Origin of the sequence: Streptomyces sp. NPDC020362 (genome assembly GCF_040642095.1) — a bacterium.
Classification (GTDB): Bacteria; Actinomycetota; Actinomycetes; order Streptomycetales; family Streptomycetaceae; genus Streptomyces.
The window spans coordinates 1-20769 of record NZ_JBFAET010000160.1 but is presented as its reverse complement, the minus strand read 5'-3'; the positions used below and the strand labels follow the sequence as shown (position 1 = coordinate 20769).

The following is a 20769-nucleotide window of genomic DNA, read 5'->3' as shown; positions in this document are numbered from 1 at the left end:
GCCAAGGCCTGTGGCTCCGGCCCCCTGCCGCGTGACGGTAGCCGCACCCGTTCGACCGTCGTCGGCCGGTGACATCTTCTGCACTGATCCCTCGTCCTCCACCGGGCTCACGTGGCCGAGCCGCTCACCGCGCCCTTGGGGCGGGGTCACGGCTCGGGGGATGCGTGGGCTAGTGCGCCCAGAAGCCAGCGAACTGCTCCGCCCACGACCGCGCCTTCTGTGCCTGGTCGTCGGTGATCCGGATGCCCGGACCCGGGCTGTTCATCACGTTGTTCTGCAGGTCGCTGTGCGCCTGCGAGCCTGTGATCAAATGGCCGATCTCATGGGCGATGTTCGCGTCCTTGTCCGCCGTGGTGCCGGCGGCTATGCCGATGGAGCCATTGCCGATCAGGGCCTGGCCGATGTGGTCCGAGTCCGGCGGGGCGATCCGCTCCATGAAGATCACTTTGAGGACGGGTTTGTCGGCGATGTGCTGCGGGTGGCCGGCCAGGGCGTCGCTGTTCTCCCGCAGGCGCCTGTCGGTCAGTCCGTCTCCGGACACCGGAGCAGCGTGCACGTTGTCGGTCTTGATGTCGATGTAGTTGACCAGCCGGAACCGGACCTTGGCCCTGCCCCAGATGCTGTCGGGCGATATCCAGCCAAGGTGCGTGTAGAGGCCCTCATTGTTGAGCGTGGGCCACACGTCCCAGCGGCGCTCGGCGAAGTTCAGCTCGCCGGTGCCGCCGTCGAGGCTCCGGAAGTTCGTGGTCGCGTTGAGGACGGGCACCTGGTCCCACAACGCCATCTGGCCGGTCACCGAAATGTTCGACACGGGGAACTGGTCGGAGAAGAAGCGCGCGACCTCGACGGGGACAAGGAGCACCTGCGGGTCGAGCGCGATGCGGCCTTGCGCAGCCGTGTTGGCGGCGAAGCCCTTGCGGCCTTCGACGAGCAGTTTGACGCCGACCGGGCGGTATCCGACGCGGATGCGGGACTGCAGCCTGACCTCCGCCCCGGTGTCGCCGCTGAACGTTCCGTCTACGGTGGGCCAGGCGAGGGCGTCGTCGCCCAGGGACCCGGCCCGGACGGGCCGCGGGCCGGCGTCCGCCTCGCCGTTGCTGACGGAGAGGCGGACATCGCCATTGGTGAACCGCCAGCCGTTGTTCTCCCGGTGCAACTCCTGCGCCACCATCGCGTGCGCCGCCTCGGAGTTCACCTTGATCAGACGGGTCGTGACCTCGACCCGGGGGTTGTCCGTGTCGACGAGCGTGAGGTCGCCCTGGACGTTCACGGTGCCCTCGACGACGAGGGAGAGCGTCTGGACCGGCGGTACCGGGGGCTGCGGCACGTCCAGCGGTTTCAGCAGCCCGGAGAAGGCCGTCTCCTGCAGCGCGTAACGGTTGTTGAAGCCTTCGAGGACCGATGCCTCCAGGAGGCCGGTGGCGACGTCCTCGATCCGGCGGGGCGAGGGTTCGCCCGGCGAGTGCTCGTAGTTGAACACGATGACGTCGAGGAAGACGGGGCGTTTCAGCATGCTGCCGTCGAGCAGCGCGAGCAGGGCCGCGGACATCGCCGGGTACGGCGTGAACTCGGCATTCTGCAGGAAGTCGACGAGGTCGGGCTTCGGGATGCTGAAGTCGACCCCCACCTTGTCGAGGGCGAGGATCACGCTTTCAGGATCGGTGTCGTTCGGCATGACGATCGTCCTTCGCGTCGGGGCCGTTCCGGCGCGGGGCCGGTGCCGAGCCCGTGGGAGAGTGATCGCGATATGCCCGCCGCAGACACCTTCCGATCGTCTCATGGTGCGCGGCGTGGCGCGAGCGCTGCTCAGGAGGGGGAACGGCTCAGCAGGCGGTCCTCGCGAGCCCGTGCCGGACGTCGTGGACGGCGATCTGGGTGCGGTGTGGCGCCCGTCTTGGCGCGGAAGGCGGCGCAGGTACGTGTCGACCGTGTGTGGGCTGAGGCGGAGTCGGCGGGCGATGGCGGGGCGCGGCGCTCAACTGGCTGCTCTCCCTGCGGGGACGCGGAGGGACCGGTGGGCGGTCTGGTCCGTGCGGCTGGGGGCCGATCTCCAGACCCCACTACCGGGCCGGTGGGTCGGCCAGCGGGCCAGCTGTCTGAAGGTGGTCATGGCCCCAACGGCCATACCTCCCCGCTCCGGCGGAATCGCCACGAAGACCGCAGCGCCCATGGCCTGTCGGCACCGGCCCGTCATCCCGCCTGCTGAGGGGTCGTCACCCGAAAGAACATAACAGCCATCAGGCGCCCACCCGGAAGCCGCGGTCGGGACATCGCGCACGACATGTATGTCAACCAGGCGGGAGCCGCAGACGGCGCGATCAACCCCCTGCGGATCACGGCTCACACAGCGTGCCCCGCCACGCCACCAGGGCAGACGAGAAGGCGGCACGGGCCTGCACCACATGCCGGGGGAAGGGCCGGATCATCCGCGAGCAGCACACCTACAAGGTCCGCATCCTCGCGGGCATCAAGGACGGCCAGGAGCTCCGGCTCCGCGAACTCGGCGGCCCCGGCACACATGGTGGTGCGCCCGGAGACCTGTACGTCACCGTGCACGTCGACGGCTGAGCCGAGCATCAGACGGCGGCACTCAGCGGGCGAGAGTGAGCACGGCCGCGTGTTTGAGGTAGGGGGCAGGCTGCCTGCCATGGAGGTGTGTCGAGCCCGTGCAGTTCTATGGGGGCATGCTTGCCGGTTCGGCCGGGCGCCTATGCTGCGGTGTGCATCTCAAGATCACTTGCTGAAGACTTACGGGGATATGAACAAGTACACAGTGATGGCCGTGGGCCTCGTCCTTTCGCTCGGCCTGGTTGCAGGCTGCGGTTCCTCCGACGGTGATGACTCCAGCGCCAAGCCGAAGTTCGGCAGCTCGGCCGGCCCGGACGGTGCGACGCCCAAGGGACCCGCCTACGGCGGCTCCGCGATACCCGGCCTGGCCGCCAAGCCGGCGTGGAGCCTGCCGCCCGCCCACGCCATCGACCTCGGTGACACCCTGCTGTTCGTCAAGGACGCCCAGGGCAAGTACGCTCTCGGTCGCGGATACGCCTGGGAGCCGGTTGACGGCTCGGTCGGCATCCTTCACTTCACGGACGACCCGGAGCCGGCCACATTGGAGTTCCGGGACGTGAAGACCGGCGCGGTGCGCAAGAGGCTCAAGGTGACGACCGATCGCGTGGCCGCGACGACCTGGCACGACGGCGTCAAGGCGGTCGCGGTGTTCGCCCGTGCCACGACGGAGTCGGACGGCCTGAGCAAGGAGAAGACCACCAGCACCGTCACCGTCTATGGAAGTGACGGAGCGGAGCTGGGCAAGGCCACGACCGAGGGCGACAAGTTCGACGTCCGCGAGGGTCACATCATCCAGCAGGACGGTGACGCGAGCCTGAAGCTCACACCCATCGACGGCGGGCAGGCCCGCAAGGTCACCTGCACCGGACAGCTGGCGAAGTGCTCCTTCGACGCGCGTAACAACGAAATCGACGGCGGGCAGGCCCACGCTCCCTTGATCACCGGCAAATACGCCTTCCACGTGGAGAACGCGTCCACCTACGAGGACGAGCCCGAACAGCTCGTCATGACAGAGCTTGCCACCAACAAGAAGATATGGAGCACCGCGGATGTCACCCCGCCGGCGGGCGTGGAACTGGACAAGGACGGCAAGCGCACCAGCGGCGCCCTCCGGGTCCTCGACGTGCGCGACGGCCGTGTCCTGACCGCCTGGGGGGCGGGTGCCCTCTCTCCCGACACCTGGGTGACGGCGACGTACGACATCGCCGGCGGCAAGCAGGTCGGCGGATCCTCGAAGTACTCGTACGAGGACAGCCCCACCGACACCATCAACACCGAGGGCTCCTCCGTCTTCACCCCCGACCGCACCCTGGCCGCCGCTCACACGGAGCAGGGCACCGCCGTGTGGCAGCCCGCCGACGGCAAGGAGGTCTGGGCGCAGAAGGAGGGCGAGAAGGCGATGACGCCGCTGCGCTTTTCCCCGAACGGCGTCCTCTACGGCACCACGAAGGAGGACGACTTCAGCGAGAGCATGTTCCTCGCGGTCGACGGCCGTACCAAGAAGGTGCTCGCCAAGAGCCTGCCTGAGCAGAATGTCCCGCTGTTCTCGCAGCCGTCGGGGTACGGCTACATCAGCACGGACAAGGGCTTCTTCGTGTTCCCGTCCCAGGACTAGGGTGGCCTGGCCGCGCGCGGCATGAGTCCTCCCGCCGCCACGGGGATACTCCGTAGTCGAGTCGTCCATTCGCAGCACTGCCGCCGCTCGCAGTACCTGCACGGGCGCCGTCTGTCTCGTAGGGTCTGTAGAGGTATGCCCTGCTCCTGACAGGACGAGTGAGGGCTGGTGGCCCCGTGTCTTCTTCGCACGCAGCGCGGGGCCACCCCGTCGGTCGATCAGTTCGCCCACTCTGACCGGGTACCGTTGAGCCCCCGCTCACCGGACATTTCCACGGACCGCCTATCTGGGACGGCATTCCCGCAGATCGGCTCTCCTGTTGGCAACGCCGGAGACGATCCAGGCAGCCCTGGGGCGGGTGTTGGCACAGCCCGTATCGTGCCTGCTCCAGCGGTTCGACATCTACCGCGATGTTCCCGGCTCTGACAAGATCGGCATCCAGAATCGGCGCGGGGAGAAGACACAGTACGCGCCCCTCTCCGGGAACCACGGCGACCACGAAACTGCTCGCATCGGGTCCCCAATAGCCCAGTTCGTAGAGCCGTTGTCCCTCCTTCACCAGGCGGCGCTCGTACTCGCCGGCACGGTTGGGTAGGAGCGCGGGGACGGCGCCCGCCTGAGGACGGGGCGTGAAGAGTGGCAGCCGTGGCAAGCCCCCGCCCCGACCACCGGGCTCGGCCGCCTCCGAATCGTCCTCATCGACGCGCTCAGGCCGGACTGTCGTGCCTGCCGCCAGGTCCCCGGTGTCCTGGTCGACCACGACCCGTTCACTGCGAAAGTCTGCGGCGATTCGCGAGGGACGCCCATCGCATCAGGGCGAACCTGAGGAACATCCCCATTGGGCGGGGGATCCAGGGCCAGAGGAGTGGCCTGACCTCCCTGGTGTGTCCGTCGACGTCGTAGGTGAAGAGCGCGCCTTCCGCTCGGTAGCGTGGAAGCGGCATCCCGTGGGCTGCGTAGGCGTCGGAGGCTCTCCGCCATGCCTCGTGGTAGTTCGTGCCTTGCGCGACAGACGCGGGCATGACGAAGACGCATTTCCAGAACTGCCCTGAGTCCCGCAGGTACTCGACCTCCCAGAGCGTTCCCGGGAAGTCCAGGGGCACGACGACGACCAGGTCGGCGTTGTCGGCGAAGAGCTGCACGCGCGACCGCCAGTTCTCCTCCGTGCAGACGAGTTTTCCGGTGCCTGGTATCACGAGCACGGCTTCCTGGACTTCCGGGCGCGTCGTCAGGAGATCGGCGCGGCTTCCCAGCGCGACGAGCGGCGCCCACGAGGGAAACGCTGCCGCCAGCACGCTTTCCAGATCGTTCTGACTTCGCGACGAATCGATGACTAGCGCGCGTCGCCGTGACGTGTTCTTGATGTTTCTCGTGCCCAGTCTGTTCTTGGTCGTGAAAGGGCGGAGGTAGAGGGCGTAGCGTGGGCGAGGGATTCTCCTACCGCTCTCAAGCCGTCTCAGCAGTCGGCCCACCTGCAGATCACGCCCTGCCTGCCGCGCGAGGCTCTCCTTGAGGATCATCGTCACCACAGGTCTCACCAAGAGAAGCCAAGCGGTGGCCAGAACCAGCCAGACGCATGCCATGATCCCTATGTAGGCCAGCGGGTAGAGGGGGATCCGGAGCAGAAGGGGCCGACGTGAGACCCATCCGAAGACACCGTGGGAGAAGGCGTTCAAGGCGAAGCTCATCAGTGGTGGCATGTGGCTCACCCACAGCAGGATCGCCACGGACGCGACCGTGCGTGTGATGAGCCCGAGACGGATCGGCCGGAAGACAAGGTGTGCGGAGGCCAGTGGAACCGTAAGCCAGCCGCTGACCCCGAAAACGCCGCCGGCCCAGAGAACGACAAGCGGCGGCAGTGCCCAGAAGACGAGCGACACGACCCGGTAGCGCGCTGCGCGTACCAGGATCCCTTCCGGCGGTCCCAACTCATTCGTCATCGGGCTGTCTCACTGATTCGACGCAACTCGGTGAAGCTCTGCCGATCGAGTTCACCGGACGAACGCTAGCAACTCCGAACTCGCGCAAGAGTCCACATGCGATCGACGCCTCCCGCCGACCGGCTCCCATGTGCGGGGACGCAACGGGCCGTGTACCAGCAGAGCCGATAGGAAGAGAGCCCTGGTGCGGACGAAGCACTCCTCGTCCGCACCAGAGCTCTTTCCTTTGCGGAACTTGCCACACCGGAAACCCTGCGATACCGGCAACCTTGAGCAACGTCGAGGACCGGCGCAATGGCTTCCCCAACCCGCGCACGAGCGCCCGGGGCTCCAGACACTCTGGCCGCCCCGGGCCCCGCGGCGGTGCCGGCTCAGCGGACGTAGGTGTCGCACAGGACTCGCGCCCGGGCCGGCGCGTTGCGCTGGTGGGTCAGGGCGCACAGCGTATGCAGGTCGTAGAAGGTCCGCGGGAACGGGGCGTGCCGCCAGGTGAGGCGCGGGAGGTGCCCGTGGCGTTGGCGCGGCGTGGATGCAGTGTGCTGGTGCTCCGTCGCCCGGCGCGGCGGAGCGGTACGGCCCGCCACGCGCGCCCCACCCGGGGCCTGAGCACGCGGCTGTTGGTGCCACGTGGACCGTGAGTCGGTGCGTCGGGTGCCTTCGTGGTGGCTGTGCTGCTGCGTTGTTCGGCTGGGGCGGGTGTCGACGAGGGCGGTACGGGCTGGGGCCTGGCTCGCGGCGGGGACCGGGGCCAGGGACGGCGTGTGGATGGCGGCGGCCTCCACCAGCGGGGGCGGCACCACGCCGCCGGATACGTGGACGCAGCCCGCGAGCACGGCGGGAAGGGCCAGTGGGCGGCGCATACCCTCAGCGTGACGGCGCGCCGGGAGTGACCCGCGCTGCCACGCCGTTGAGCACCGGCACGGACGACCAAGTGTGGTTGTCACCGATGTCGGGGAACGACGGCATGGACGGCGGGATGCGGTCCGGCAGCCGGGCACAGCCTTGCGGAGTGGGCCACGCCGCCGCTCCCGGACTCACGCTCCTGTTGTGAGGGCGGGGGCTGTCGCTGCGTGGGGCGCGGGTCCTGAGCAGGTGGCCGCCGACTGGACGGGACGGCACCACCACCCGCGTTACGGAGCCTTCCTGGGTACAGAGGCCGATCGCCACGCCCGTCCGCCCCGGAGCCGATGTGGTTTTCCCTCTTCCAGATCGGCTGTCAACGCTGGTGCGCCACGAGCGGGCCGGCGCGGCTCCGCGAACCGTTTGTGGAAGCGGTCAGCTTGACGCTGGCGATACCCGTCTCCGGCTTCCTCTCGAGGAGTAAGTGTCGAGAGTTGTGGATCGCCTGGATTTTGACGTTCCGGGCTGAGTTGCGATCGGGGCTACCGGTGGCGCAGGGTGGAACAAGCCGGGTTGGCTCTCGATGGCCTTGAAGCCTGATCAGGCACTGCTGAGCCGGAAGCGATCAGGCCGTGACCGGCTGTGCCTTCTGGGCAACCCGCGCGTCATAGGCGTTCAGGACGGCATTGATGTTCTCCTCGGACCAGGCGCGGATCCCGTGTCCTCGAGACTGTAGCCGTCTTGGTCACCGGTGAGGGCTCCGATGCGATTGTGTGCGCTGGGGTGCCATCAGGATCCGAACCGTGAAAGGGGCGAGGTCATGAGTACCTCCGAGGAGAACGACACCCCGCAGGTTGACGAGAAGACGAGGGAGCGGTCCGCTAAGCAGCGGAACATCACCGCGCCCACCCCGCCGGACGTGCGGGCCAAGGGCGAGGACGAGGACGACCCCGAGCCTCCGCCAGCCGAGACTCAGACCCCGTAAGAGTGCGGCAAGCGCTCACGGTGATGGCGCCTGCCGCTGAATAAGCGCGCGCAGCGGGGGGCGCTGAACGCGCCCGGCGGCGCAACGCCCAGGCGAATCCTGGCGTCAGGCACCGAGTCCAGCTGTCTTTCGGGCTGCTGCCCGTCATCTGCGCTGATGCGTCACATGCTGTGGGTGCCTGCACCCTCAGCGTTCAGTGTGGGTGTGGAGGCGGGGCCCGCGGCGGGCTGTCCGATCATGTGGTGTAAATGCCGGTCGGCGGCGCAGCGTCGCCGGAGCGTGGCAACGGCGGGCCTGGGATGTTTTGGGGCGTTCGTTGCTCCGTGTGCGGCTGACGGCATCGAAGCCCAGACTAAGAAGGGCGGAGTGATCAGAGCGGCTACTGGCCGCTGCTTCATTTGGATCCACCGCCCGAGCGGTTTGGAGCCCTTGTCGGCTGACACCCGCCAGGCGGAGCAACCGCTCGGCAGCCCTGTGAGGGGAAAGCTGATGAATGATGTACCCAAGATCGCTCTTGCCGCCGGAGTTCTCGGCGGGTATGTCCTCGGCCGGACGAAGAAGGCACGGGTCGCCTTCGCCGCAGCGACCTACCTGGCCGGCCGCCGGTTCGGTCTTGAACCACAGCAGCTGCTGGCGGAAGGGATCAAAAGGCTTCGTGAACTTCCTCAGTTCGCCGACCTCAACGAGCAGCTGCGTGACGAAGTCCTCGATGCCGGACGCAAGGCCATGAGCGCGGTGGCCGACCGCAAACTCTCCGACTTGGCCGACGCGCTCCATGAGCGTACCGCCCGCATAGGTGCTGAGGAGGAGGAAGGGGAAGAGGAAGAGTACGACGAGGAAGAGCCCGAGGAGGAGGAAGAGGGCGAGCCCGAGGAAGAGTACGAAGAGGGTGAGGAAGAGGAGCCGGAGGAGGAAGAGGAGCAGGAAGAGCGGGAAGAGCCCGTGCCGAGGCATCGCCGTGCCGCTCGAAAGCCGAGAACGCATCGTCCCGCTGAAGCCGCTCCCCGGGAGGCCCCAGCGAAGAGGACTGCCGCAAGTAAGGCCACCGCCAAGAAACCCGCTGCCAGGAAGACGGCTCCTGCAAAGAAGTCCTCGGCTCCGGCGAGGAAGACCACTGCAAGGAAGACCGCTGCCAAGAAGACGGCGCCAAGGAAGGCCACCAGACGGCGGAGGTAGGACCATGGTCGGCACAGCACGTGGCACCGGAAACGGGCAGGGATCGGGGCTGGACCAGCTGCGCGGCGCCTTCACGAGCTTCCTGGGAGGCCAGGTGGAGAACCTGGCCGAAAAGGCAGGCGACAAGCTGGGGGAGATCACCGAAGGACTCACGGGCGTCGTGGAGAACGGCGGCGTGCTCCCCAAAGCAGGTCTGAGGATGCTTCAAGGTGACTCACCGTTCAAGGCTTTGATCGGTGAGAAGGCGAAGAGCATCAAGGACAATGTGGTCGGCAAGGTCAAGGAGGCGTTCGGCGGGGGCGGAGGGCGAGGGTCCGGCACCACCAAGGTCATGAACATCATCGAAGGGGCCGACGTTGGTGTGCCTCTTCGTTTCGCCTACGACCACTGGACTCAATACGAGAAGTTCAGCAGCTTCACCAAGGGCGTCCGCAGTGTGTCGAAGGGCGAGGACACCGAGAGCGACTGGAAGGTCAAGGTAGGCCCGTCGACCCGCGGTTGGAAAGCCACGGTCCAGGAACAGGTGCCGGACGAGCGCATCGTGTGGACCTCTGAGGGTGCCAAGGGCACCACGCGCGGCTGCGTAAGCTTCCACGAGTTGACCCCGACGCTGACGCGCATAGTGCTCGTGGTCGAGTACTACCCGTCGGGGTTCTTCGAAAAGACCGGCAATATCTGGCGAGCCCAAGGGCGTCGGCTGCGGCTGGACTTCAAGCACTTCCAGCGCTACGTCACCCTGACCGACGAGGAGCCGGAAGGCTGGCGCGGCGAAGTCCGTGACGGTGAAGTGGTCCGCACCCATGAAGAGGCGATCGAGGAGGAAGAAGAGGCTGAGGACACCTCTGCCGACGACGAGTACACCGATGAGGAAGAGACAGAGGACTACCCCGAAGAGGAGGAAGACGAATACGACGAAGAGGAAGACGAGGAGGCCGAGGAAGACGAGGGTGAAGAGGCGCGCCGGTGATCTTCAATGCACGCAGTGCGTGCGCCTGGCGCTTGCATCTGGCCCGTGGAGGCCGTGCCGGCTGCTCGGCGACCGATCCAGGTGACGGCGAGGCTCAGCCAGGTCAACCGGTCATGCGACCACTTCCCGCGGGAAGAGGGCTACTCCTTGTGACCAGTCCGCGGTCGGCGAACTCCTGGACGGTACGCAAAACATAATTGCCCTCGTCAAGCGAAAGCGCGCACAAGATGTCGACTCCGGCGGTTCCCGCGAAACGAGAGTTGGGCCCATTCGTGCCGGGTGGAACGGCCGGACACTATGGGAGGCCCCAGGGGAGGCATCGCCAACTGCTCTGCCGCCCCGTACGACGACGGACGCGACGCGCTCGGCACAGCGCAGGACGCCGTCGCGGTGCTGAAGGCGGCTCACGGGCGCCGCGGTCAGGGCCCCGGCACCGTCGACGGGAACCGGGAAACCGTGGCTCTGGCCGGGCATCGACATCAGCCTGCAGAAGCCGTCCACCCTCGCCCCGGAACTCCTCATCGGCCAGGCGGCGCACGGGCAGGGCCAGGTTGCGGGCCAGTCGCAGTCCGCCCGAGACCCGAAGCTTGGCCGCAGGGCGGAGCCGGAGCGAACCGGGGGGAAGGGCGTGAGCATGGCCTGCTCCAAGTCCTGCCCCGCACGGCTGTAGATGCGCCCAGGCTGCGCGTGATCAGACATTCCAGCCGATCTCGCCGCTGACGGTTCGTGGGGCCGTCGCCCACGGTGCTCATGCCGCGTCGTACTGGGCGGCGATACGGGTCACCGTGACCGTGACGGTGACCGGCTCCGGGGCAGGGAGGTGGGAGATGAGGGCGGTCTGCACCCGGTCGTGGACGTTGCGGGCGATGTCCAGTGCCCGTCGGCCCTCGGCCAGGACACAGCGCACCTCGATGTGCCATCCCGAACCGTCCGGCGCCCGGTCGGCGCGGATGCCCGCCTCGGGCGACGTGCGGTGAGGCGTGGTGTCCGTCCGGGTGGGCGCGGCTGCCGCGAGGCGGTGCGCGAGGCGGGGTTGCAGGCTGGCCACGCCGGGAACCGCGAGGGCTGCCTCGGCCGCCACGCCACGGAGTGTGCCCGTGCCGACGGTGGTCATCACGTACCCCCATCGGTCGGGAGGCCGGCGCCGAGGGGCGGGGGCCACGGCTCCAGTACGTCGACCACGGTGATGTCGACGGCCGTCACAGCCAGACCCAGGTCCTGTCCGGCCGAGTGGAGGACCGATCGGCGTACTTGATGGACGCGCTCGGGCAGCGGGCGGTCGAGGGCGGCGGCCAGGGTCATGGTCACCCGCACGTCGGTGCCCTCGGCTGCAGGTGTGAGCCGGCAGGTCGCGGCCCTGGCACCGGGGACTGTGTCCGCGGCCTGCCGCAGTACCTTCGCCGCGGTGCACTCGGCGATCCGCAGGTCCCGGTCCGGGTCGGCCAGGGGCAGCAGGCGCCCGAGCCGTACCTCTGCCCTGACGATGTTCATGACGCGGTCGGCGAGTGTGTGGAGGCCGGAAGTGTCCTCGGCGCGCATCGCCCGGGTAACCGCGTTCACCGCGGCCAGTCCCTCGACGGCCTCGCGGCAGTATGGACAGGACACTGTGTGCGGGTCCGCCGTCGGTGCCTCGTCCTGCGCCTGTTCCCAGACCCGGCTGAGCAGGCGGCCGCAGGGCAGGACCTCATCACCCGCGAACAGGGGAACGTCGGCGGCGGCCGATCCGGTGCGGGGCCCGTCGGCTCCGGGCGGTTTGGGGGGACGCGTGTGCGGGTCGTCTAGCGCCATGGGCCCATCGCCTCCTGCAGGGATCGGCGCGCCCTGAACAGTCTGCCGCGCACCGTCGGCTCGCTGGTCCGCGTCACGTGGGCTATCTCCTTGTAAGGCAGGCCCTGCACTTCCCGCAGGATCCAGCAGAGCCGTTGCCCGTCGTCCAGTTCGGCGAGCGCGCGGGTCAGGGCGGCGGTGGCCGCGTCCTGCTCGGCGGACCGGGCGGGCTGGCTCTCGGCGTCTCCCGCCGCGGGTTCGACGACGGTGTTCAGGGAGAGGGGCGGCGGGCGGCGGCGGCGCATGGTCAGGCAGCGGTTGACGGTGATCCGGTACATCCAGGTACGGAACTCCGCGCTGTGGCGGTATTCCGGCAGACGCCGCCAGGCGCTGACGAAGGCGTCCTGAACGGCCTCCTCGGCGTCCTGGGGGTTGCCGAGCATGCAGCGGGCCAAGGCAAGGAGTGGCCGGCCGTGCCGTCGGACGAGAACGGCGAAAGAGTTTTCGTCGCCCTCGGCCGCCCGTACGGCCAGCAGCCGGTCCGGCACGTCGCGTTCCGGCAGATCGCGTTCCGGCGGTGGGAAAGCAGTGCGTTCGATCATGGCGCTCCCGCGCAAGGCTCGGATCGTCCGGGTACCCGATAGGTCATATGTGATGCACATCACATTCGATGCGTGTGAGGAATGCTCCGCCCGACCTGTCCAACCTTTTGACGGGCACCGCACCGGTGCCCGACCGACCGATCGAGGCGACCGCCATGACGGACAACATCACCAGCGTCGGCGGGGGCAGTCGGCCCGAGGCGGGCGTGAGCGCGTTGAAGGGCCGTACCGGGGCCGGGGCTCCGGCCGAGACTCGAGGGAAGACCACGATCGCGGACGGGGTGGTGGCCAAGATCGCGGGTATGGCTGCCCGTGAGGTACCGGGCATCTACAACCTGGGAGCAGGGATGGCCCGCGCCTTCGGCGCCATGCGGGAACGAGTCCCCGGCACAGGCGGAGGCGGGGCCGTCACGCGGGGGGTGAAGGTCGAGGTCGGCGAGCGGCAGGCCGCCGTGGACCTGGACGTCGTCGTCGAGTACGGCGTCTCCATCGTCGATGTCGCCGGCGGCGTACGCACCAATGTCATCGGCGCCGTTGAGCGGATGACGGGACTGGAGGTCGTCGAGGTGAACATCGCCGTCGACGACGTCCACCTCCCCGACGAGGAGGAGCAGACCGAACCGGACGAGGGCCGCGTGCGGTGACCGCTGCCGTGACCACCGCCATGTCCTCGGGCCTGAGCGGATGATCACGGCGGGAGGCACGCTCGCGAGACGGGTGAGTGCATGATGAACACAGCGACGACGGGCCTCGCGGCCGGCATGGCCCTGGGCTTCGCCGCTTACTTCGGCGGCTTCTGGGCATTCCTGCTCGTTCTCGTCCTGGGCGCGGTGGGGCTGATCGTCGGCCTCGTCGTGCAGGGCGACCTCGACCTCCATGCCCGGAGACAGCGATGAACACCCGGCCCGGCTCCCCCGGCGAGCGGGCGAGCCCGCCGGCACCGGCCGCCGGCCTGCCGCCCCCGGCCGAGCGGGGCGCCACCGTCATCCCGGACAGGGTGGTCGCCCGTATCGCCGCCCGGGCCGCGCGCACGGCCCAGTCCCAGCGCGCCGCCCTACCGCCCGACCGGGACGCGCCAACGGCACCCCACGCCTCTGCCGCCGTCCGTACCGGATCGGTGCGCCTGCACCTGACCATGGACCTGCCCTACCCCACCGATATCCCCCAGGTCTGCGAGCGGATCCAGCGCGACGTCGCCGAACGGGTGGCTCAGCTGACCGGCTTGCGGGTGGGAGAGGTCGCCCTCACCGTCCGGCGGCTGGTGACCGCCGCCGACGCGAGCCGGGGGCGGGTCCGGTGAGCGGCCACGCGGCCCGGATCGCCGGGCACGTCGTTCAGAAAGGAGGATCGCGATGACACCCGATTCCGGTCCTCCCGGCCCCAGCTCCGCGCCGACCGCGCACCGTGCCACAGTGCCGCTGACTAAGGAGCCCGATCCAACCGAACGCAACGTGTCCAGCTCGAACCTCAAGGCCGGTGAAGACGACAGAAGGCACCGGGCGCACCGACCGTGGTCCGCGCGCCGCCTTCCGGCCGCACTGGTCGCCTCGGTGGTTCTCGTGGCGGCGGGCGCGGCACTGATCGACGTCGTCGCCGTACGGGCGGGACGCCCTGCGGCAGCCTGGCGCCGGCACCTGGCCGACGAACTGGCCAGACGCCCCGTGGACGACGTGTGGATGCTCACGGGAGCCGCCGTGGCCGCCGCCGTCGGCATCTGGTTGCTCGTGCTGGCCCTCACCCCCGGCCTACGCCACTTGTTGCCCCTGCGCTCTCCCGCGCCCGGGCTGCGGGCCTCCCTGGACCGAGACGGCGCCGCCGATCTGCTGCGCGACGCCGCCATGCGGGTAGCCGGGGTCAGCAAGGCCCGCATCCGGGTGCGCCGCCACCGCGTCAAAGCCCGCGCGGACGTCCGCTTCCGCGACCCCCACCAGGTGAAGGACGACCTCACCGCCGCCCTTGACCACGAGCGCGACCAGCTCGCCCTCGCCCGCCCTCCGCGCATCGTCGTACGAGTGCGGCGACGCACCCACTGACCGAAGACCCCCTGGACCGGAGCACGCACCATGACGCCGCGACCCGTACTCAACCGCAGTCTGCTGGCCCTCGCCGGACTGGTACTGCTCGGCGGCGGTCTGCTGATCCTCTTCGCCGGGCTCGACATCTACCGGCGACACGATCTGGTCCCGCCCACCGGCTGGCCCCTGACCACCCCGGACGACGTCCTGCTCGGCTCCGCCGACCGGGCCCGCTGGAGCAATCAGGGCTGGTGGTGGCCCGCGGTCATCGCCGCCCTCGCCCTCGTCGCCCTGCTCGCCCTGTGGTGGCTTGCCGCCCAACTGCGCCGACGCCACCCCGGAGCACTGCCCGTCGGCGGCACACCCCCGCAGGAGGGCGTCGAACTGCGCGACAGCGCACTCAGCGACGCGATCGCGACCGAAGCCGGTGCCCTGCCGGCGGTCGAGCACGCGGCCGTACGCATCACCGGCCGCCCTGCCCACCCCCGCACCCGCGTCGCACTCACTCTCACCCCTCAGGCGTCCCCCGGCACCGTCCTCAACGTCCTGTGCGAGGGCCCGCTCCGAACCGCCCGTCGGTCCACCGGCACCCCTGGCATGCCCACCGAGGTCCGCCTGCAGGTCGCCGGCCACAAACCGCACCGCGCGGAGTAAGGAGGAGACCGACCGTCCCCGTGTCCGCCGCCCTTGCGCTCTCTCGCAGTTCACAGGGGCACTGGCACCACTCCCCAAGGGAGAGATCATGATCGTCCTAGGCATCATTCTGCTCGTCGTCGGCTTCCTCGCCGGGATATCCATCCTGTGGACCATCGGGATCATCCTGCTGGTCGTCGGCGCCATCCTGTGGATCCTCGGCTCGATGGGACACGCCGTCGCCGGCCGGCGCCACTACTGGTGACCAACCCGCGCGGCCCGCCGCCACCGATCCCCAGGGACCGCCGGCAGGCCGCGGACGCCTGCGCCGACGACGCGGCGCTGCGGGAAACGCGGCGGGCGGCACACCGGAGTACGCACACCGGAGCGGGGACCAAACGCATCCGGATGACAAACGCGTCGAACACCTTGCGCCAGCCGGTTCAGATCCGTTGGGCACGGTGGAGGAGGGTGTGCAGGCCGTAGGGCCGCAGGGCGGCTCGGGCGGCGTTCGCTCCCGGGGCTCCGTGGACTCCTCCGCCGGGATGGGCGGCCGCGGAGGCGAGGTAGAGGCCCTTGACGGGGGTCTCGGGTCGGCCTGTGCCGGGGACGGGGCGGAAGACCGCCTGCTGGTGCAGGGCGGTGGTGCCGTTGTTGATGGCACCGTTGTGGAGATTCTCGTTCATGGCCTGGAGGGTGGTGGGGGCCAGGATCCGGCGGGCGAGGATCCGCGTGCGGAAGCCGGGCGCGAACCGTTCCACCTGGGCCTCGATGCGATCCGCCATGGCTTCCTGTTCGCGGGCGTCCCAGCGGCCGGTGATGCGGTCCGGGCCGGCGTCAGAAGTGATGCGCTGCGGGACGTGGGTGTAGGCCCACGCCGACTCCGTGCCGACGGGTGAGCGGCTTGGATCCGCCGTCGTCATCTGCCCGAGCAGGGCGAACGGCTCGTGGGGGAGCTGTCCCATGGCGATCTGCGAGGCGAACCGGGTCAGGCTGTCGACGCCGTCGGCCACGTGGACCGTCCCCGCACCGGCGGCCTGCGGAGCCGTCCACGGCACCGGTCCGGTCAGCGCCCAGTCGACCTTGAAGGTCGCGAAATCCCACTGGAAGCGCTCCAGATCCCGCAAGAGGCGGGACGGCAGGTGTTCCTCGCCCACAAGCTCCCGGTACAGCGCCGGCGCCGACGTGTCCGCGAGCACGGCGCGCCGCGCGTTCACGGTTTCCCCACCGGCCGTCCGGACGCCCACCGCCCTGCCGGACCGTACGACGACGGACACGGCGCGCTCCCCACAGCGCACTAAGCCATCGCGGTGCCGAAGACGGCTCACGAGCGCCGCGGTCAGCGCGCCGGCCCCGCCGACGGGAACCGGGAAGCCGTGGCTCTGTCCGACCATCGACATCAGCCAGCCGAATCCGCCGCTGCCCACCGCCTCGGGAGCCAGCGGGTAGAAGGCGCTGAAAAGATCGGCGACGTAGTCGGGATGGACACCGCGGTCACTGCGCACGGCGCCGCCGGGCTCCTGCTGAGCCTCCAGGACTTCCACGCTCCACCCGGCGTCCGCCAGCAGATTGGCCGCCACCAGCCCATTGGGTCCGGCGCCGATCACCACCGCGTCAGGCACGGCGAGCCCTGGCGTGATCCTGTCCGACGGGATCCTGTTCCACGAGCCTGGCAAGGCGCGTCAGCATCCCCCGGTGCCGCAACTGGAACACCGCTTCACTCGCGGCGTTGTGGAGGGTGCCTCCCAGACCGCGCAGAGGGTGCTCGTCGCAGATGACGAGCGTTTCGTCCTCGCCCCAGGGTCTGAGCTGGAGGAAGATCCTCGCTGTGCCGAGCGACTTGAACGAGGCTTCCAGTTCCAGCTCACTTCCGGATTCCCGGTGGCGGACCGTCGTCACCCCGTCGGCCGACCAGGGACCCAGCCGCACGGTGTAGCCGAGCCGGGATCCCACAGCGGGCCAGGTCTGATCGAGCGGCACGGACCTGGAGGGCCCCACCACCCACTCCCCGTACCGGGTCGGATCGGCAAGCACCGCCCATACCGCGTGCGGGGGACGCCGGATCAGCTGATGACGAACGGCCATGGAAAGCGCCCCTTCTGCCGGAACGGACGGTGTGAGGCACGGCCGCGTCGAGCGGCACTCGGAACACCTGCCTGCATTCGCACCGGCGCTCACTCAGGGCTGGAACTCTCGGGCACGGCGAAGCCTTCACCCACCATGTGGTGTCACGGCCATGGTGCGCGAACTTGAATGCCCTCGCATCTCACCCACGCCGCAGGAGAGTGTGACGGCGCCCGTGGGGAGCCGCAGGACAGCGAGTCATCCGTCCCGGCTGCGGAGGACCGGCGACGGTGAGCCGCGAAGCACCGAAGCTGCGCAGCCGGGGACACCCCCGGTCCTGGAAAAGCAGGCTCACGTGTCGGGCAGCCTTTCCAGCAGCCCCTCTCAGGGTCGGCGCCCCAAGCCCCGCCCCGTGAGGAATGCCCTTATGCGTTTCCCGGTCAGGGTCCATCGCCCCGTGCTGGCTTCGACCCGGTCGATGGCGGCCTGGGATCCCCGCACGGCCCGGCAACGACGTACTCCCCTCGGCGTCGGTGCCCCCGCCTTGCCCCGCGGGCGCGCTGTCGACGCCGTCTACCTGGGTGATCGCCTTGGAGGACATGCAAAGGCCCTTCACCAGAGGACCAGGAAGCCGGAGCGGGTGCTCGGGTCACACCTTGCCACTGCCCACTGGTGCTCGCCCATCACGGTTGCGGCGGCCTGCGGGCGGCAGCAGGGTGAATGAGGACGTGTCGGTCCTGGTCGGGCCGCGTCCCCCGGCGCCACCGAGAGGACGGCGATGGTGATGCACAGAGAACACGCCAAGGTGAAGCAGGTCAGGGGCAAGATGAAGGAGACACTCGGCAAGGCCCTGGGGGACAATTCCATGCGGAGGTCCGGCCGCAGAGAGCAGGTGCGCGGCAAGGCGCAGGAGATGACCGCAAGGGCCGCCGACCAGGTCCGCAAGCGGATCGGGCATTGACCGCGAGCGCACGGCCGACCTCGCGCGCCTTCGGCTACCGTCGCCGTAATCCGTGTGGCCATTGCGGCCGACGCAGCTGATCGCGAAGCAGTTTCAAGGCCACGACGACGGCCATCTGCCGGACAGCTTTCCTTACGTCTGCCCCATCGGAGTGAGGTGGTCTGCTCGGCCCCCGCCATGCTTGGCCCGGCTGCCGTGAGGGCAGCGTGCGACTGGCCCGCGGGCATCTCCGCCCGGATCAGGCGGTGGTCTCCCTCCCTGGGGACGGAGACGGAAGGGGTGCGGCCCACCATTGCATGGCGAACTTCGCACGGACGTCACGCCTGTTGGACGTGATCGGGAAAGCGGGAGCACATGACTCTTCAGCATCCCGCCGACCGCGGCGGAGACAAGCGCGGTAAGTTCGGGCGTCTTGCGGAGTACGTGTCGAAATTGACCAGCTCACCGGCATTCTTCGCATTCTGCCTCGGGCTGGTCGTTCTCACTGCCATCGTGCATCTCGCCGGCCTCGGGTTGACATGGCAACTATTCGCCGGCGATGCCATGACGGCGGTGACACTGCTGCTTCTTGCACTGTTGAAGAACTCTGAACTACGGGCCGAGCGAGCAATCCAGCGCAAGCTTGACGCCCTCGCCGCCGCCCTGCTCGAAGCACAGGAAAACAAGCCGGGGAAGGCGCACGAAGACCTCAAGTCCGTGATCCGAATGGAAGACGACATCTGAGCGTCCGGGAGCACGAACCGAGTCTCCGGGCGTGTCAAGTCGAGGGGACGAGTTCATCGTTCCCCTGCGGACACATCAGACTTCGTCGTCTTCGTACTCATCCTCGTCGTACTCATCCTGCACCTGGCAACGGTGTACCTCGACGACACCAGGGCGCGCGATGTCCTGGAAGCCGGGCAGGCCCAGTTCGCGGAACGTCTGGCCCAGCTGTCCGAGCATGCCGTACGGGGGATAGAGATCTATGCCGAGCCGTCCGCGGCTCCAGTCACCCCTGAGCCACAGCAGGCGGCGGACCTCACCCCAGGGCGTGCATACCTCCATAACTCCTGGCAGCAGCAGAGCGGCCGCGACAGCCTCTGCCAGGCTGCCCGGCAGGCCGCCGACTCGATAGAGGCGACAGGAGCACAGACACGCCACCCAGAGGACCCGCCACCGGGTGCAACAGAGCGTCCTCGCCGGCACGGCGGGCGAGAACGTCGTCAACGACGCGTACCTCGTGCCGCGGGAGCACTGCGAGGAGTTCTGGGCCGAGGCGACCCATGCGGCCGACGGACTGCAGGGGGTTCGCATCGAGGTCACCCGCCTGCACCGAGGCATCGGACCGTTCCACCGCACCGAGCACCGGCGCACACTCTCTCCGGGCTCGACCCTGCTGCTCTACACCGACGGGCTCATCGAGCACCCCGGCCACGACATCGACGCGGCCATCGCACAACTCGTCTCCCTGCCGGCCCGCCATGGAGACGACCCACTACCCGACCTGGTACGCCGGATCAGCAAACGACTGGCGGACCCACACCCCGGGGACAACGTCGTCGTACTCGCCGTACACGTGCCCTGACGAACGCCGTCCGGTCTCGTCGCCCACGTCAAGAACCGTTTGCCACGCCGGGATCTACACCGATGATGGCCGACCGTCACTCAGCGTGCGCGCCACACGGAAAGTGAGCCAGCCCCGTCAAGGCACGGTGCCGACCCGCTCCTGAGCGAGGCGCGCGGGCCCACGGGAGCCAGGTTGGGCCGCCGACCCCTGTGACGCCCCGGACCGCGTTGGACACACGTGGCGCCAGTTGCCTGAGACCGATCGCCGCAGAGCCGATCGCCGCAAAGCCAGCACAATGGTCGGCTGGGGTCCGGCCTGCGAGCGGTCGGCGGCGGAGACTCGGAGCGCACCATGCGCAAGGTCATCGTTTGCACGTTCCTGACGCTGGACGGCGTCATGCAGGCGCCGGGCGGTCCGGATGAGGACGCTGAGAGCGGCTTCGAGCACGGCGGCTGGCAGAAACCGGTGGCCGACGACGAGATCGGCACGGCCATCGCCGGCTGGTATGAGAACTCCGACGCGATGCTGCTCGGCCGTAAGACGTATGAGATCTTCGCGTCGTACTGGCCGACCGCTGAACCCGGCAACACGTTCACCAGTCGGATGAACAGCATGCACAAGTACGTGGCGTCTCGGACCCCGACATCCGTCGAGTGGCGGAACTCCACGCTGTTGGAGGGCGACATCGTCGATGCCGTACGCAAGCTGAAGGTGTCCGACGGCGGCAACATCAACGTCGTCGGCAGCGGCGACCTCGCCCAGACCCTCATGCAGCACGGCCTCGTCGACGAGTACCGGCTGACCATCCATCCGGTGATCATCGGCACCGGCAAGCGGCCGTTCGCCGATGGAGCGATCCCCGCTGCGCTGGAGCCGGTCAGCGTCTCGACGACGAAGGGCGGCACCATCGTCGGCGTCTACCGGCCGAACGGCAAGCCCGGCTACGACAGCTACTAGTACTCCAGCAGTACTTCGCCATTTCTGCTGGTCAGGGTTCTGAGGGTGGGGAGTGTAGTGGTGTGGGCAGGGGCATGGAACGGTCTTTGGCGGGGTGCCGCCCCAACGAGTGGCCGCGCCGTATGCAGTGACA

Annotated in this window: 23 protein-coding genes and 2 pseudogenes; 16 read left to right on the top strand and 9 right to left on the bottom strand. The window is 68.9% G+C overall.

All coding sequences use genetic code 11. From position 1 onward, the window contains the following. Window positions 1-169: 169 nt before the first annotated feature. Window positions 170-1675, bottom strand: coding sequence for a hypothetical protein (locus AB0H32_RS36305; RefSeq protein ID WP_361129946.1), 1506 nt, complete (start codon window positions 1673-1675; stop codon window positions 170-172). Between the two features lie 674 nt (window positions 1676-2349). Between AB0H32_RS36305 and AB0H32_RS36300 the strand changes: the two genes are divergently transcribed. Next, entirely contained in the window at window positions 2350-2568 is a 219-nt protein-coding gene (locus tag AB0H32_RS36300; protein WP_361129943.1) for a DnaJ C-terminal domain-containing protein, read from the top strand. 190 nt (window positions 2569-2758) lie between these two features. After that, a complete protein-coding gene (locus AB0H32_RS36295; protein WP_361129940.1) occupies window positions 2759-4183 on the top strand; it encodes a hypothetical protein in 1425 nt (474 codons plus the stop codon). Window positions 4184-4950: 767 nt separating this feature from the next. Here AB0H32_RS36295 and AB0H32_RS36290 read toward each other — a convergent pair. After that, window positions 4951-6123: a hypothetical protein gene (locus tag AB0H32_RS36290; RefSeq protein ID WP_361129937.1), complete on the bottom strand. Its 1173-nt coding sequence runs from the start codon at window positions 6121-6123 to the stop codon at window positions 4951-4953. 371 nt (window positions 6124-6494) lie between these two features. Further along, entirely contained in the window at window positions 6495-6983 is a 489-nt protein-coding gene (locus tag AB0H32_RS36285) for a hypothetical protein (RefSeq protein WP_361129934.1), read from the bottom strand. 800 nt (window positions 6984-7783) lie between these two features. Here AB0H32_RS36285 and AB0H32_RS36280 point away from each other — a divergent pair. The 3 genes from AB0H32_RS36280 to AB0H32_RS36270 all read left to right on the top strand — a co-directional run bounded on the left by AB0H32_RS36280 (window position 7784) and on the right by AB0H32_RS36270 (window position 10091). Further along, entirely contained in the window at window positions 7784-7948 is a 165-nt protein-coding gene (locus tag AB0H32_RS36280; RefSeq protein ID WP_361129931.1) for a hypothetical protein, read from the top strand. Between the two features lie 489 nt (window positions 7949-8437). Then, window positions 8438-9124, top strand: a complete 687-nt coding sequence (locus AB0H32_RS36275; protein ID WP_361129928.1) for a histone protein — start codon at window positions 8438-8440, stop codon at window positions 9122-9124. A 4-nt stretch (window positions 9125-9128) separates the two neighbouring features. Then, the gene (locus AB0H32_RS36270; RefSeq protein ID WP_361129925.1) at window positions 9129-10091 is read left to right on the top strand and encodes an SRPBCC family protein; all 963 of its coding nucleotides are present in this window, start codon (window positions 9129-9131) and stop codon (window positions 10089-10091) included. A 321-nt stretch (window positions 10092-10412) separates the two neighbouring features. On the opposite strand, the pseudogene AB0H32_RS36265 reads toward AB0H32_RS36270, so the two are convergent. The 4 genes and pseudogenes from AB0H32_RS36265 to AB0H32_RS36250 all read right to left on the bottom strand — a co-directional run. Beyond that, a pseudogene (locus AB0H32_RS36265) lies at window positions 10413-10745 on the bottom strand (NAD(P)/FAD-dependent oxidoreductase); the annotation flags it as partial. A 94-nt stretch (window positions 10746-10839) separates the two neighbouring features. Beyond that, a complete protein-coding gene (locus AB0H32_RS36260) occupies window positions 10840-11205 on the bottom strand; it encodes a hypothetical protein (protein WP_361129922.1) in 366 nt (121 codons plus the stop codon). Further along, the gene (locus tag AB0H32_RS36255; protein ID WP_361129919.1) at window positions 11205-11879 is read right to left on the bottom strand and encodes a hypothetical protein; all 675 of its coding nucleotides are present in this window, start codon (window positions 11877-11879) and stop codon (window positions 11205-11207) included. The genes AB0H32_RS36260 and AB0H32_RS36255 overlap by 1 nt, the downstream gene beginning before the upstream one ends. Further along, window positions 11870-12460 carry an RNA polymerase sigma factor gene (locus AB0H32_RS36250; protein WP_361129916.1) on the bottom strand — a complete coding sequence of 197 codons (591 nt, stop codon included), beginning with the start codon at window positions 12458-12460 and terminating at the stop codon, window positions 11870-11872. The genes AB0H32_RS36255 and AB0H32_RS36250 overlap by 10 nt, the downstream gene beginning before the upstream one ends. A 155-nt stretch (window positions 12461-12615) precedes the next feature. Between AB0H32_RS36250 and AB0H32_RS36245 the strand changes: the two genes are divergently transcribed. From AB0H32_RS36245 to AB0H32_RS36220, 6 genes are all read left to right on the top strand, one after another. Further along, a complete protein-coding gene (locus tag AB0H32_RS36245; RefSeq protein ID WP_361129913.1) occupies window positions 12616-13104 on the top strand; it encodes an Asp23/Gls24 family envelope stress response protein in 489 nt (162 codons plus the stop codon). Window positions 13105-13185: 81 nt separating this feature from the next. Further along, window positions 13186-13356 carry a hypothetical protein gene (locus AB0H32_RS36240; protein WP_361129910.1) on the top strand — a complete coding sequence of 57 codons (171 nt, stop codon included), beginning with the start codon at window positions 13186-13188 and terminating at the stop codon, window positions 13354-13356. After that, the gene (locus AB0H32_RS36235) at window positions 13353-13760 is read left to right on the top strand and encodes an Asp23/Gls24 family envelope stress response protein (RefSeq protein ID WP_361129907.1); all 408 of its coding nucleotides are present in this window, start codon (window positions 13353-13355) and stop codon (window positions 13758-13760) included. Before AB0H32_RS36240 ends, AB0H32_RS36235 begins: the two co-directional genes overlap by 4 nt. Before the next feature lie 151 nt (window positions 13761-13911). Then, the gene (locus AB0H32_RS36230; protein WP_361129904.1) at window positions 13912-14493 is read left to right on the top strand and encodes a DUF6286 domain-containing protein; all 582 of its coding nucleotides are present in this window, start codon (window positions 13912-13914) and stop codon (window positions 14491-14493) included. Between the two features lie 30 nt (window positions 14494-14523). Further along, window positions 14524-15129, top strand: a complete 606-nt coding sequence (locus AB0H32_RS36225; RefSeq protein ID WP_361129902.1) for an alkaline shock response membrane anchor protein AmaP — start codon at window positions 14524-14526, stop codon at window positions 15127-15129. 88 nt (window positions 15130-15217) lie between these two features. After that, window positions 15218-15373, top strand: a complete 156-nt coding sequence (locus AB0H32_RS36220; protein ID WP_329535397.1) for a DUF6131 family protein — start codon at window positions 15218-15220, stop codon at window positions 15371-15373. A gap of 178 nt (window positions 15374-15551) precedes the next feature. On the opposite strand, the gene AB0H32_RS36215 is transcribed toward AB0H32_RS36220, so the two are convergent. Beyond that, window positions 15552-16730 (bottom strand): NAD(P)/FAD-dependent oxidoreductase, encoded by a 1179-nt coding sequence (locus tag AB0H32_RS36215; protein WP_361129899.1) that lies wholly within the window; start codon window positions 16728-16730, stop codon window positions 15552-15554. Next, a complete protein-coding gene (locus tag AB0H32_RS36210; RefSeq protein ID WP_361129896.1) occupies window positions 16723-17193 on the bottom strand; it encodes an SRPBCC family protein in 471 nt (156 codons plus the stop codon). Before AB0H32_RS36210 ends, AB0H32_RS36215 begins: the two co-directional genes overlap by 8 nt. A gap of 757 nt (window positions 17194-17950) precedes the next feature. Between AB0H32_RS36210 and AB0H32_RS36205 the strand changes: the two genes are divergently transcribed. The 5 genes and pseudogenes from AB0H32_RS36205 to AB0H32_RS36185 all read left to right on the top strand — a co-directional run bounded on the left by AB0H32_RS36205 (window position 17951) and on the right by AB0H32_RS36185 (window position 20636). Beyond that, complete coding sequence (locus AB0H32_RS36205) at window positions 17951-18133, top strand: CsbD family protein (RefSeq protein ID WP_361129893.1); 183 nt, start codon at window positions 17951-17953, stop codon at window positions 18131-18133. A gap of 354 nt (window positions 18134-18487) precedes the next feature. Next, window positions 18488-18856 carry a low affinity iron permease family protein gene (locus AB0H32_RS36200; protein WP_361129890.1) on the top strand — a complete coding sequence of 123 codons (369 nt, stop codon included), beginning with the start codon at window positions 18488-18490 and terminating at the stop codon, window positions 18854-18856. A gap of 132 nt (window positions 18857-18988) precedes the next feature. Then, window positions 18989-19192: pseudogene (locus AB0H32_RS36195) on the top strand (gas vesicle protein); the annotation flags it as partial. 100 nt (window positions 19193-19292) lie between these two features. Further along, window positions 19293-19697 carry a SpoIIE family protein phosphatase gene (locus AB0H32_RS36190; protein WP_361129887.1) on the top strand — a complete coding sequence of 135 codons (405 nt, stop codon included), beginning with the start codon at window positions 19293-19295 and terminating at the stop codon, window positions 19695-19697. Window positions 19698-20030: 333 nt separating this feature from the next. After that, window positions 20031-20636, top strand: a complete 606-nt coding sequence (locus AB0H32_RS36185) for a dihydrofolate reductase family protein (protein WP_361129884.1) — start codon at window positions 20031-20033, stop codon at window positions 20634-20636. Window positions 20637-20769 lie beyond the last annotated feature (133 nt).